Consider the following 12,071-nt stretch of genomic DNA (forward strand, 5'->3'; position numbering starts at 1 on the left):
CACCAGAAGCCGCAGCCTAGGGCGCTTTGGCGCGACGCGCAAGGCGTGCGTCTCCCCCATTCATGGGATGCGCCGCGCCGCCTCGACCCTGATAGTCAGCCCAACTGTCGCGCGCCCGCATCGCCTTCTGCGACGGGCGCCGCCATCCCGTTCCAACACACCCAAAGAGGAGAGGCCCCATGTCCCAGCATCCGCGAATTTTCGCCCTCACCGCGCTGTGCGCCGCCACCGTGCTAGCGCTCTCTGCCTGCGGCGGTGGTAGCGACGACCCGGCACCTGCACCCACGCCTGCTCCAGGTCCGTCACCCGCACCTGCACCGGCGCCCACTCCTGCCCCGGCACCCGCACCCGGCAGCGTCACGCTCAAGGGCCAGGTGGCCGTCAACGGGCCGCTGCAAGGGGTTCAGGTGTGTCTGGACCTGAACGGCAACGGCACCTGCGACGCGAACGAGCCCACCTCGGCCGCCACCGGCGCCGATGGTCAGTACACGGTAAGCGCGCCTGAGGCTCAGGCCGGCAGCGCGCCGCTGATCGCCGCAGTCCCCGCCTCGACGGGGATCTTGGGCATGGGCAGCGGCTATGTGCTGCAGCGCCCGGCCAACGCGGCGGGCGGCGCCATCAACCCCTTGACGACACTGGTGCAGGCCGGCATCGCCGGCGGCATGACGGAGGCCAACGCGCGCGCCAATGCGGCGTTGCAACTGGGTATTGCCGAAGTCAAGATCGACGGCTACCAGGACGACCCGGCCGTGACCGCCGACGCCGCGCCCGACAGCGCGCGCCTGATGGCGCTGGTGACAGCCGCCGCGCTGGCGCAAGGCGTGGCGCTGCAAGTGGGCGATCAGAGCGCCGCCGTCAGCGCGTCGGAGCAGCTCGCCTCCCTGACCTGGAGCGGCAGCGGCGATTACTTCGTACGCCTGCTGCAAACCCAGGCGCGTGCTGCCGGCGGCGAGGGCGCGACCTTCGTGGACACGCGCTACGGCAAGACGGGCGGTGTGGAGCGTCCCAAGACCGGCACCGGGCGCCTGTACGCCAGCGCCATGCTGACGCCAGAGGGCTGGAAGCAATGCACCGACACCGTGATCGGCACGACCACCGTGGGCACCCCCAGCCGCAGCACGTATTGCGAGGCACAGCACAGCGTAGGCTTCAGCCAGCCCACCCCCGTGGCCGACCAGACAATGACCGACCTGGTCACCCGCTGGCAAAGCCTGGGCAGCAGCAACACCATCAACAACGGCTCGCCCACCTCCGCGCTGCTCGGCGCACTCGGCAGCGCCGCTTTCCCTGCGGGGGCACAAGAACTGCGACGCACCAGCCTGGTCGTGGGGCCGGAAATCCAGATCGACAACATAGGCACACGGGGTTTGCCCTCGACCACCGCGCGCACGTTGACGGAGTTGCTCGCCGCCTATCCGAATGCCGGGGCCAACCTGGCCACCGCCGCAGGCACGCTCAACCTGGGGCTGGGCAGCGCCAACGACAAAAACATGCGCGTGACCTTCGGTACCGCCACCAGTGCCACCAGCGGCGCCGCGCAGTATTACGAGTGTGACCTGGAAGCGAGCGGCAACAACCTGGCGTCGCCGCCCAACTGTCACGCAACCACTGTGGGCGGCTACACCATCGAGAAGATCCATGGCGAGAACTTCATGCGCTTCGCCGGACATCCGGCCGTGGGCGCGTCCATCAACTACACCTTTCTCTATACCGACCATGACTGGGGCGGGACGGTGGGTTCCTTCGTCTACCGCGCCCACGAGCGCAAGCCCGACGCAGTGAGCCGTTTGTCGCAAACCATGCGGCTTGACGGCGCGGCCTGGAGCGCGATCAAGGCGCAACTCGGTCTCTGAGCGCCATGACGAAAACCCCCATTCCCACCCGCGTGCTCGGCATCGGCGCATTGCTTGCAGCTCTGGGCTTGCAACCGGTTCTGGCCGATGACTTCCCCGCCGACGCCAAGACCCCGTCAGCCGCCGAGATCAGTGCGCTCTTTGCCGGCAAGACCTGGATCATGATCCCGGCGCGTGGCGGCGAGCTTCAGCTGGAGCATGCGGCCGACGGCGGTTTCCGTGCCTTCGTGGGAGGCAAATCGGACTCCGGCACCTGGCGCGCCGAAGACGGCAAGATGTGCTATGAGTTCAAGGGGCCTTTCACCTCGGCCTGCAACGACGTGCGTCTGGTAGGCGAGCAGGTGTTGTTCAAACGCTCCAGCGGCGAGGTGGCGCCGGTCAAGCCCAAATAGAGGCACCGCACGCGCCAGCCCCCATCCCGGCCTTCCCCCGGCGGGGGAAGGAGTCGGGCGGAGCTATCAAATTCGATAGCTTCCAGCGCAATTCAGTCAATTGTCAGAGGCAAACTAGGCTTCAAACTCTCAGCGCGCCAGCAGCCGCTCACGCATCGCCGTGATCACCGCTGCGTAGTCCGGCCGCCCGAAGATCGCGCTGCCGGCCACGAAGGTGTCGGCACCCGCATCCGCCACGCGGCGGATGTTGTCGGCCTTGATGCCGCCATCGACCTCCAGGCGAATGTCCCTGCCTGAGGCATCAATACGGCTGCGCGCGGCCTCCACCTTGCGCAACGCGCCATCGATGAAGGACTGACCGCCAAACCCCGGGTTGACGCTCATGATGAGGATGAGGTCGATGTCCTCTATCACCCAATCCAGCACGTCCAGCCCCAGCGCCGGATTGAACACCAGCCCCGCTTTGCAGCCCGCCGCCTTGATGGCCTGGATGCTGCGGTGCACGTGGCCGGAGGCATCCGGATGAAAGCTGATGAGGTCGGCACCGGCCTTGGCGAAAGCGGCGGCGAGGGCATCGACGGGCTGCACCATCAGGTGCACGTCCACCGGCACCGGCGTGCCGTCGGCGCGCACCGCATGGGGCTTGAGCGCCTGGCAGACCATGGGGCCGAAGGTGAGGTTGGGCACGTAGTGGTTGTCCATCACGTCGAAGTGGATCCAGTCGGCGCCGGCGGCGATGACGTTTTTCACCTCCTCGCCCAGACGGGCAAAATCGGCCGAAAGAATGGACGGGGCGATGCGGTAGGTGGTGCTCATGGCGCCCGATTGTCGCAGCGGCGCCGCTGCCGTGCACTGCTACCATCCGGCGCATGCCCAAGTACGCTTTTCACGCCGAAGCGCAGCCGCACTATCTGCCCGAGCACTCGTCGCCCGAACGCGGCATCTACAGCTTTGCCTACACGATCACCATCACCAATGTGGGCGAGATGGCGGCGCAACTGATCGCGCGCCACTGGATCATTCGCGACGCGGGCGGCGGCGTGCAGGAGGTCAAGGGCCTGGGGGTGGTGGGCCAGCAGCCGCTGCTGGCTCCGGGCGAAGCCTTTGAGTACACCAGCGGCTGCCGCCTGCGCACTGCCAGCGGCAGCATGCACGGCAGCTATTTTTGCGTCGCCGAGGATGGCGAGCGCTTTGACTGCGCGATCGCGCCGTTCGCGCTGCAAGCGATCGCTGACGACGGCGAGAGCGCGCACGACGCACGAGTGCTGCATTGAGCGACGCCGATCTTTCCGCGCTGATCGCCGCGATCGAGCCATCGTCCGCGCCCGCGCAGCGCCACCTGCAGCTGATCGCGCTGCTCGACTGGGTGCGCGGCAAGCAGCCATCGGTCGAAGGCGCCTTGGCGCGCCTCACGCAGTTCGTTGATGCGCTGGATGCCGCGCCCATCGACGAAAAACGCGTCAAGGCCTGGTGGGCGATGATTTTTCACACCATGGACATGACGACGCTGCTGGCCGATTTCGGCTTTGCGCAGCGCACCTCCATGCTGAGCGAGCTGGGCGAGCGCCTGCGCGTCAAGCTCCTGCCGGTGAGCCCGGACACGCTCGATGCCTCGGAGCTGTTCATGCTCGCGTTGCCGTGCGAGTTCGACGCGCGCTGGATCGCGGCGCTGGACGAGCCACTGCTGGAGCGCCTGCGCGCGCTGATGGCGCCTGCGGGCGGCAACGGCGGCGCGAGCCACTGGCAGCGCACGCTGCTGGATGCCATCACCTACTGCGCCGGGCAGATTCTGGCCAACGGCTTTTCGCCCGAGCTGCGCCTGCGCATGAGCCACGAGGCGCGCGCCGAGCAGCCGTTTCATGCGCTGCTGCGCGACTCGGAGGCGCTGCGCATCGAGGTGATGCACCCGCTGCGCACCGACGACCGGCTGCAGCAGGCGGCGGCGCAACTGCGCGAACACCTGGACGGCTGCCGCAGCGCCACCAACACCATCTACAACCACATCGAGGAAAGCGGCATCTCCGTCGGCCTGGTGTTTCGCCTGCGCCAGTTGCGCCTGCGCATCGTGCGCGTGCGCGCGCTGCTCGAATGCGTGCTCTCGGACCACGGCCCCGCCACCACTGCCAAGCTGCTCGCGCGCCTGGTGCAGGTGGGCATCGAGAGGCGCAGTCTGCGCGCGGTGCTGGCGAGCAATTCGCAACTGCTGGCGGCCAAGGTGGCCGAGCGCAGCGCCGAAACCGGCGAGCACTACATCACGCGCACGCCGGGCGAATATTTTTCGATGGTGCGCGCGGCCGCCGGTGGCGGCGCGGTGATGGGCTTCACCACGCTGCTCAAGTTCGCGCTGCTGGCGCTGCCGCTGTCGGCCTTCTGGGGCGGGTTCGCCGCAGGCATCAACTACGCGGCGAGCTTCGTGCTGATCCAGTTGCTGCACTTCACGATAGCCACCAAGCAACCGGCGATGACCGCGCCCGCGATGGCCGCCAGCCTCAAGGAGCTCGACAGCGACGAGGCGGTGCAGAGCTTTGCCGACAAGGTGACCTGGCTGGTGCGCTCGCAAGTGGCCGCCGTGCTGGGCAACGTGCTGCTGGTGTTTCCAGCCGGATTTGCGCTGGCCTGGCTGTGGCACCGGGCGACCGGCGAGGCCGCGATCAGCGCCGGGCATGCGGTGCAGGCGCTCGATGCGCTCAGCCTGCTCGGGCCTTCACTGCTGTTTGCCGCGTTCACCGGCGTGCTGCTGTTTGCCTCCAGCATCTTCGCCGGCTGGGTCGAAAACTGGTTCGTGCTGCGCCGACTGGATTCGGCGATCCAGTACAACCCGCGCATCACCGCCACGCTGGGCAAGGAGCGCGCGGCGCGCTGGGCAAAGTATCTGCGCGAAAACATCTCGGGCTTTGCCTCCAACACCTCGCTGGGCTTCATGCTGGGGCTCACGCCGGCGTTCGCCGGGTTCTTCGGCCTGGGCCTGGAGGTACGCCACGTCACGCTCACCTCCGGTCAAATCGGCGTGGCCAGTGCCGTGCTCGGGCCCGAGGCGCTGCAACTGAGCGCATTCTGGTGGGCGGTGGCGATGGTGCCGTTCAACGGCGCGGTGAATGTGCTGGTGAGCTTTTACCTGGCGTTTCGCCTTGCGCTGCGCGCGCACAACGTGAGCGGCGTGGACCGTGCCCGCATCTACGCGGCACTGCGCCAGCGCCTGCGCCATCTGCCGCTGAGCTTCTTCATCCCCTCGGGCACGCGGCGCTGAGCCCGCGTTGCGGCGATCAAAGCCAAAGCGTTACCCTCTACCCCTTCCCGCCGCGCGCGGCAAGAGCGGGATGAGGACGAACGATGAATCAATGGATGGATCTCTGGGCGCAGTGGCTGCAGCGGCCGGCAGGCTTGCCCGCGCTGCAATGGGCGCTGCTGCTGGCCGTGGCGGCGATGGCGGGCTATCTGGTGCAGCGGCGCATCGGCCTGCCCAAGGTGGTGGGGTACACGCTGGTCGGCACGGCGGCGGGCCTGATGGGATTTCGCGGTGCCGTCTGGCCCTTGTCGGGCACCGAGCTGTTCGTGATGGAGCTGGCCGTCGCCGTGGTGCTGTTCGAGTGCGGCGGGCGGCTGCCGCTGCGCTGGCTGCGGCACAACCCCATGGTGCTGCTGCAAAGCCTGGCTGAAGCGCTGTTCACCGGCCTTGCGAGCTACGCCGCCATGCGCTGGCTGGGCCTGGCGCAGCAGGCATCGTTGCTGCTTGCGCTGGTGGCGGTGGCGGCATCGCCCACGGTGCTGATGCGCGTGATTGCCGACACGCGCGCCGCTGGCGCGGTCACGGAACGCGCCATCGTGCTGTGCACGCTGTCTTCGCTTTATGTGCTGGTCTTGGGCGCAGCCTATGCGCGGCTCATGACGGGGCAGGCGCAGGGCCTGGGCCCCGCCATCGAATCGGCGGCGCTGGTGCTGGGCGCGTCGGCCGCCATGGGCGCAGTGCTGGCGCTGGTGCTGCGCCTGGTGCTGCGCGTGATGAGCCCCTTGAGTGAAAACACCGCCATCGCCGTGCTCGCCCTGATCGCGCTGTGCACCGCGCTGGCAGCGCCACTCGGTGGCTCGGCGCCGCTGGCGGCATTGCTCGCGGGCATGCTGCTCAAGCATTTCTACGTCCGGCCCTGGGCCTGGCCGCGCCAGGGCAGTTCCGCCTCCACGCTGCTGGCCATGCTGATGTTCGTGCTCGTCTCCACCATCGCCGCGCAGGGGCACTGGAGTGCTGCCGTGGCCGGCGCGGTGCTGGTGCTGGTGGCCGTGCGGCTGGCGGCCAAGGCGGTTGGCGTGGCGCTGGCCAACCCGGGCAGCGGCGCCAGCTGGCGCCAGGCGGCCTGGACCAGCGGCGCCATGTCGCCGCTCTCGGGCGTGGCGCTGCTGGTGGCATCCGGCTTTGTCGCCGCGGCGCCCGAGGCGGCGGCGCCGATGGCGGAGATCGCACTGCCGGCCATTTTGCTGATGGAAGTGCTGGGGGCCATCATCACCACCATCGCCTTGTACGGCGCAGGCGAAAGCCTGAAACCCTGGACGCCGCAGATGCGCGAGCGCGCGGCTACCGCTGAAGGAGACGGCGCATGAACCTGGGTGCGTTTCACGATTCCGAGCCGCTCACGCTGGGCGTGGAGCTGGAGCTGCAGCTGGTCAACACCCACGACTACGACCTCGCGCCCTACGCCGCCGACATGCTGCGCCTGATGGAGCACCACCAGTTGCCAGGTTCCGTCGTGCCCGAGATGACCAGCGGCATGATCGAGATTTCCACCGACGTCTGCCGCAGCAGCGCCGAGGTATTGAGCCAGCTCACGCAGATCCGCGATGCGTTGGTGAAAAGCGCCGACAAGCTCAACATCGCGGTGCTCGGCGGCGGCACCCACCCCTTCCAGCAGTGGCACGAGCGGCGCATCTACGACAAGCCGCGCTTTCAGGAGCTCACGCAGCTCTACGGCTATCTCACCAAGCAGTTCACCATCTTCGGCCAGCATGTGCACGTCGGCTGCCCCGACGCGGATGCCGCACTCATGATGCTGCACCGCCTGAGCCGCTACATCCCGCACTGCATCGCGCTCTCGGCCTCCAGCCCCTTCGTGCAGGGGCACGACACGCAGTTTGATTCCGCGCGGCTGAACTCGGTGTTCGCGTTTCCGCTCTCGGGGCGCGCGCCCTGCGTGCTGACCTGGGCCGAATTCGAAGCCTATTTCGGCAAGATGACCGCCACCGGCGTGGTCAGGAGCATGAAGGATTTTTACTGGGATATCCGGCCCAAGCCGGAGTTCGGCACGGTCGAAATCCGCGTGTTCGACACGCCGCTCACCATTGAGCGCGCGGCGGCGCTCGCCGGCTTCGTGCAGTCGCTCGCCGCCTGGTTCCTGGCCGAGCAACCGTTCACGCCGCAGGAGGACGATTACCTCGTCTACACCTACAACCGCTTTCAGGCCTGCCGCTTCGGGCTGGAGGCGGAATACGTCGACCCCGGCAGCGGCGAGCACCTGCCGCTGCGCGAGCACATCCTGCGCACCATCGATCGCATCGCGCCCTACGGCCAGGCGCACGGCGCCACGCCCGCACTGCAGTTGCTGCGCAGCCAGTCGCAGACCGGCCAGAACGATGCCCGCTGGCTGCGCGAATGCATGGCTCGGGAAGAACTGCTGGCGGAGGTGACGCGGCAGGCAGGGCTGCGGTTTCGGGGCGCGGGCTCCACATCCCTGGCGCACCATGGGTGAATTCGACCTGATCGCACGCTATTTCACGCGTCCCGCGCCGCAGGGGCGTGGCGTGGCGCTGGGCGTGGGCGACGACTGCGCGCTGCTGGCACCCAGGCCGGGCATGCAGCTGGCGGTCTCCAGCGACATGCTGGTCGAGGGCCGGCACTTTTTTTCGGACGTAGACCCCGCGGCGCTCGGCCACAAGGCGCTGGCGGTCAATCTGTCGGATCTGGCGGCCTGCGGCGCGCGGCCGCTGGCGTTCACGCTGGCCCTGGCGCTGCCACGCATCGACGAGCGCTGGCTGCAGGGCTTTGCGCAGGGCCTGTTCGCGCTGGCCGACGCACATGGCTGCACCTTGGTGGGCGGCGACACCACGGCCGGGCCGCTCAACCTCTGCATCACGGTGTTTGGCGAAGTGCCCGCCGGCCAGGCCCTGCTGCGCAGCGGCGCGCGCGCGGGCGACGATGTCTGGGTCAGCGGCGCGCCGGGCCAGGCGCGGCTGGCGCTGGGCGCGCTGCGCGGTGAATGGGCACTGCCCGAGGCCCTGCTGGCGCCGCTGCGCACTCGCCTGGAGCGTCCGCTGCCGCGCGTGGCGCTGGGTCAGCGGCTGCGCAGGCTGGCGCACGCGATGCTGGACGTCAGCGACGGGTTGCTGGGCGATCTGTCCCATCTGCTGGCCGCGTCCAGCGTCGGAGCGACAGTGGATGCGAACGCAGCAACTCACCCATTGATAGCTGACAGCGCAAGCGGGGCGGGCGTTACCGGCCTTTCAAGCATGGAAACCTTGCGCCGCTGCGCGCTCGCCGGCGGCGATGACTACGAGCTGCTGTTCACCGCCGCGCCGGCGCAGCGCGCCGCGGTGCAGGCCGCGGCAGCCGCCAGCGCGACGCCGGTCACGCGCATCGGCCGCATCGAAGCCGCGCCCGGCCTGCGCCTGGTGGACGCGCAGGGCGCGCCGGTCGCCGGCCAATTCGCCGGCTACGACCATTTCGCCTGACCTGTCGGCGCGGCAGGGCCGCACTCACACCTTCTTGCCGCTGTAGCTGCGCTGCATCCCCGCGCGCACGTCCATCTGCACGCCATACGGCGGAATCGGGTAGCGCAGGCCGTTGGCCGAGAGCCGCTCCAGCCCCGCCACCGCCTTGGCCAGGTCGGCAGGTTGCAGCGCCAGCAGCAGCTCATCGTCGGCCACGCCGCCATAGCGCCGCTCGGGAAAGCAGGGGATGGACAGGCTGGGCTCGCCCGTGGCCAGCGCGCGGCCCCAGGAATCGGCGCAGGCCGATTCACCCACCGCGCCCCATTCGAGCTTGCGGTAGCCGCTGTGCTGCAGGCCGTTGATGAGCAAAATCATCTGCGCCGGGTTGGCATAGACCAGCGCGATCTGCGGCGCGGTCAGGCGCCCGCTGTTCAGCGGCGAGACCGCCATCGCGGTCCAGCGTCCGTAGGGCGCGGTGTGCATCGCCTTCTGGTGGGCGCTGGCATCTTCCACGGTGTCGAACCAGACTCCGGCGAAGTCCTCGCCGCGCTCGAACGCCGCATCGCGCGGCGAGAGGCCCAGCACCGCGCTGCACTGCGGACCGACCAGGTCATCCACCGTGATGCCCACGGTAAAGCCCAGGCGCGCGGCCTGGCCGACGATCTGGTCGGTGGTGTGGACATGGCTCGGCCGCCGGATGCGCGGCACGGCCTCCATTTCGGCCACGCTGGCAAACATCTGCATGACGATGGGTGTGGTCTTCAGGCGCAGCAGGCGCATGAGGGCATCGGTCAGGGCGGTGCCATCGGCAGCAGAGAGGGCGGTTGGGGCGGCAGGAGTCATGCGATTCGTCGTACGCAGTAGTGAAGGGCTGGGGCACACTATGCCTCTTCTTCCCGTCCATTGGAATCCCTGAACGATGGCTTTTCGATTCGCCCCCCTCCTCGCCGCCGCAGTGGCGCTCGCTCCACTGCTTGCCCCTGCGCAGGGCGGCCATTCAGCCAACAGCTCGCGCATCAGCAGCGTCACGCTCTACCCCGGCAGCGCCACGGTGCAGCGCAGCCTGCGCGTGGCCGCCGGCAGCCGCAGCGCCACCTTCGCCTGTCTGCCGGAGAAGCTCGATGCGCGCAGCCTGCAGGTTTCCGGCACCGGCGCGGTGCGCATCGGCGAGATCAGCGTGCAGATCACGGACCGCCAGCTTGCCGAAGGCTGCGAGAGCGGACAGCAGGATCGCCTGCGCGCTGCAGAAGATGCGCTGGCGCAGGCGCGCGCGGACGCTGATGCGCTGGAGCTGGCGCAAACCTACCTGAAATCGCAGGCGAACCACGCCCCCGGACCCGGCGCCACGGCAGCGACTGCCGCCCAGATGGGCCCGATGATGGAGGCCCTGCGCCGGCACACGCGCGAGACGCAGCAACAGCTGTACCTGGCGCTGCGCACGGTGCAGGAGAAAGAGCGCGCGCTCAAACGCCTGCAGGCCGAGCCCGGCAATGCGCAGACCGGCAAGGTGGCGGTGGTGCACATCACGCTGGCGGCGCAGGCCGATGCCGATCTGCAACTGTCCTACCAGGTGCGCGGCCCGAGCTGGTCGCCCAGCTACCGCGCCAGCCTGGACAGCAAAACCGCCCGCGTGCGCATCGAACGCCTGGCGCTGGTGGCGCAGGACACCGGCGAGGATTGGAGCGGCGTGCAGCTGACGCTCTCCACCGGCCAGCCGCTGGCCACGACCAGCGGGCGCCTGCCACGCCCCTGGACGCTGGATGTGCAGCGGCCGGCGCCGCTCGCCATGCCGGCGCCCGCACCCGGCGCGCACATGGCCGGCGCTCCGGCGATGAAGGCCGCGCAGGCCGAGAGCGCGGCCGAACCGAGCTTTGACGTTGCCATCAGCGAGGGCAGCTTTGCCACGACGTTTGCCGTGCCCCAGCGCATCAATGTGCCCACGGGCGGGCAGAGGACGACGCTGGCGCTGGACGAGCAGACCGTCGAGGCGGCCCTGCTGGCGCGCACCACACCGGCGCTGGAGCAGGCCGCCTACCTGGTGGCGCAGATGCCGGCGCTCCCCGGCATCTGGCCGGTGGGGCCGGTGGCGCTGCTGCGCGATGGCGCCTACGTCGGCCAGGGGCAGTTCAACCCCGGCGCGAGCGACTGGGTGAAGAACGGTCTGTCTTTCGGGCGCGATGAACGCATCATCGTCACCGCCGAGCCGCTCAAGGACCATACGGCGAACGTCGGCTTCACCGGCGGGCGGATCGAGCGCACGCTGGAGCGCGCCTACCAGGTGGAAAACCGCCACGCACGAGCGATCGCGCTGCAGGTGCTGGACGCCGCACCGATCTCGAAGAACGACGCCATCCGCGTCAAACCCAGCTACGAGCCCGCGCCCAGGGAAACCGCCTGGGGTGGGCAGGAAGGCAGCATCGCCTGGCAGCAGGAGCTGGCCGCGGGCGCCACGGCGCGCTTTGCCGCACGCTACCTGGTCGAGCACGACAAGGATGTGCGCGTGCAAGAGCGCCATTGAGTCAGGTTGAGCGTTCGGCGTTGAGCGAACGGCGCAGTATTCACGCCCAACGCTCAACGCTCAACGCTCAACGCTCAACGCCTTTGAATCTCATGCAACCAGATCTCGCTCCGAACGTTCGTCCCGGGGTCCGCTTTCTGCTGGAGCACCCGGCGCATCTGATCGCCCTGGGCTTTGGCAGCGGCCTGTCGCCGGTCGCGCCCGGCACCGTCGGCACGCTCTGGGGCTGGCTGGCCTTCGTCGTCGCGCAGCGCTGGCTGTCGCTGCCGCAACTCGCCTTCGTCACCCTGGCGGCCCTGCCCGTGGGCTGGTGGGCCTGCACGCTCACGGCCAGGCACATGGGCATTGCCGATCCGGGCGCCGTGGTCTGGGACGAGATCGTCGCCATCTGGCTCATCCTGCTGCTGGTGATGCCCACGGGTCTGCTCGGGCAATGCCTGGCGTTCGTGCTGTTTCGCTTCTTCGACGCCGTCAAGCCGGGGCCCGTGGCCTGGGCCGACCAGCGCTTCAAGGGCTTTGGCTGGCGCGGCGGCTGGGGCATTCTGGCCGACGATCTGGTCGCCGCCGCCTGCACCCTGCTGGTGATCGCGCTCTGGCGTTTTCTCTTCGGATAGA

Annotated in this window: 11 protein-coding genes; 9 read left to right on the forward strand and 2 right to left on the reverse strand. The window is 69.0% G+C overall.

What is annotated here, in order from left to right; genetic code table 11:
* Nucleotides 1-179: 179 nt before the first annotated feature.
* Nucleotides 180-1,853: a hypothetical protein gene (locus ABS45_RS13905; protein WP_291556336.1), complete on the forward strand. Its 1,674-nt coding sequence runs from the start codon at nucleotides 180-182 to the stop codon at nucleotides 1,851-1,853.
* Nucleotides 1,854-1,858: 5 nt separating this feature from the next.
* The gene (locus tag ABS45_RS13910; protein WP_291556338.1) at nucleotides 1,859-2,245 is read left to right on the forward strand and encodes a hypothetical protein; all 387 of its coding nucleotides are present in this window, start codon (nucleotides 1,859-1,861) and stop codon (nucleotides 2,243-2,245) included.
* A 129-nt stretch (nucleotides 2,246-2,374) separates the two neighbouring features.
* On the opposite strand, the gene rpe is transcribed toward ABS45_RS13910, so the two are convergent.
* A complete protein-coding gene (gene rpe / locus ABS45_RS13915) occupies nucleotides 2,375-3,061 on the reverse strand; it encodes a ribulose-phosphate 3-epimerase (RefSeq protein WP_291556340.1) in 687 nt (228 codons plus the stop codon).
* A 53-nt stretch (nucleotides 3,062-3,114) separates the two neighbouring features.
* On the opposite strand from rpe, the gene apaG reads away from it, so the two are divergent.
* From apaG to thiL, 5 genes are all read left to right on the forward strand, one after another.
* Nucleotides 3,115-3,519, forward strand: coding sequence for a Co2+/Mg2+ efflux protein ApaG (gene apaG / locus ABS45_RS13920; RefSeq protein WP_291556342.1), 405 nt, complete (start codon nucleotides 3,115-3,117; stop codon nucleotides 3,517-3,519).
* On the forward strand, nucleotides 3,516-5,492 hold the full coding sequence (locus ABS45_RS13925) for a site-specific recombinase (RefSeq protein ID WP_291556344.1): 1,977 nt from the start codon (nucleotides 3,516-3,518) through the stop codon (nucleotides 5,490-5,492). The genes apaG and ABS45_RS13925 overlap by 4 nt, the downstream gene beginning before the upstream one ends.
* An 83-nt stretch (nucleotides 5,493-5,575) precedes the next feature.
* Nucleotides 5,576-6,838, forward strand: coding sequence for a cation:proton antiporter (locus ABS45_RS13930; RefSeq protein ID WP_291556346.1), 1,263 nt, complete (start codon nucleotides 5,576-5,578; stop codon nucleotides 6,836-6,838).
* Nucleotides 6,835-7,980: a YbdK family carboxylate-amine ligase gene (locus ABS45_RS13935; RefSeq protein WP_291556348.1), complete on the forward strand. Its 1,146-nt coding sequence runs from the start codon at nucleotides 6,835-6,837 to the stop codon at nucleotides 7,978-7,980. The genes ABS45_RS13930 and ABS45_RS13935 overlap by 4 nt, the downstream gene beginning before the upstream one ends.
* Nucleotides 7,973-8,959, forward strand: coding sequence for a thiamine-phosphate kinase (gene thiL, locus ABS45_RS13940; RefSeq protein WP_291556350.1), 987 nt, complete (start codon nucleotides 7,973-7,975; stop codon nucleotides 8,957-8,959). Before ABS45_RS13935 ends, thiL begins: the two co-directional genes overlap by 8 nt.
* Before the next feature lie 24 nt (nucleotides 8,960-8,983).
* Here the strand turns inward: thiL and ABS45_RS13945 are convergent, their stop codons facing one another.
* Nucleotides 8,984-9,781, reverse strand: coding sequence for a DUF169 domain-containing protein (locus ABS45_RS13945; RefSeq protein ID WP_291556352.1), 798 nt, complete (start codon nucleotides 9,779-9,781; stop codon nucleotides 8,984-8,986).
* A 76-nt stretch (nucleotides 9,782-9,857) separates the two neighbouring features.
* Here ABS45_RS13945 and ABS45_RS13950 point away from each other — a divergent pair, with 76 nt between their 5' ends.
* Together ABS45_RS13950 and ABS45_RS13955 are read left to right on the forward strand one after the other, a co-directional pair.
* Nucleotides 9,858-11,456, forward strand: coding sequence for a DUF4139 domain-containing protein (locus ABS45_RS13950; protein WP_291556354.1), 1,599 nt, complete (start codon nucleotides 9,858-9,860; stop codon nucleotides 11,454-11,456).
* A gap of 92 nt (nucleotides 11,457-11,548) precedes the next feature.
* The gene (locus tag ABS45_RS13955; RefSeq protein ID WP_291556356.1) at nucleotides 11,549-12,070 is read left to right on the forward strand and encodes a phosphatidylglycerophosphatase A; all 522 of its coding nucleotides are present in this window, start codon (nucleotides 11,549-11,551) and stop codon (nucleotides 12,068-12,070) included.
* Nucleotide 12,071 lies beyond the last annotated feature (1 nt).

It is taken from the genome of Comamonas sp. SCN 65-56, assembly GCF_001724135.1.
Classification (GTDB): Bacteria; Pseudomonadota; Gammaproteobacteria; order Burkholderiales; family Burkholderiaceae_C; genus Comamonas_C.

Coding starts and splice junctions, on each gene's coding strand:
- thiL (WP_291556350.1), top strand. CDS start 7,973: ATGGGTGAATTCGACCTGATCGCACGCTATTTCACGCGTCCCGCGCCG.
- ABS45_RS13950 (WP_291556354.1), top strand. CDS start 9,858: ATGGCTTTTCGATTCGCCCCCCTCCTCGCCGCCGCAGTGGCGCTCGCT.
- ABS45_RS13935 (WP_291556348.1), top strand. CDS start 6,835: ATGAACCTGGGTGCGTTTCACGATTCCGAGCCGCTCACGCTGGGCGTG.
- ABS45_RS13955 (WP_291556356.1), top strand. CDS start 11,549: ATGCAACCAGATCTCGCTCCGAACGTTCGTCCCGGGGTCCGCTTTCTG.
- ABS45_RS13930 (WP_291556346.1), top strand. CDS start 5,576: ATGAATCAATGGATGGATCTCTGGGCGCAGTGGCTGCAGCGGCCGGCA.
- ABS45_RS13945 (WP_291556352.1), bottom strand. CDS start 9,781: ATGACTCCTGCCGCCCCAACCGCCCTCTCTGCTGCCGATGGCACCGCC.
- rpe (WP_291556340.1), bottom strand. CDS start 3,061: ATGAGCACCACCTACCGCATCGCCCCGTCCATTCTTTCGGCCGATTTT.
- ABS45_RS13910 (WP_291556338.1), top strand. CDS start 1,859: ATGACGAAAACCCCCATTCCCACCCGCGTGCTCGGCATCGGCGCATTG.
- apaG (WP_291556342.1), top strand. CDS start 3,115: ATGCCCAAGTACGCTTTTCACGCCGAAGCGCAGCCGCACTATCTGCCC.
- ABS45_RS13905 (WP_291556336.1), top strand. CDS start 180: ATGTCCCAGCATCCGCGAATTTTCGCCCTCACCGCGCTGTGCGCCGCC.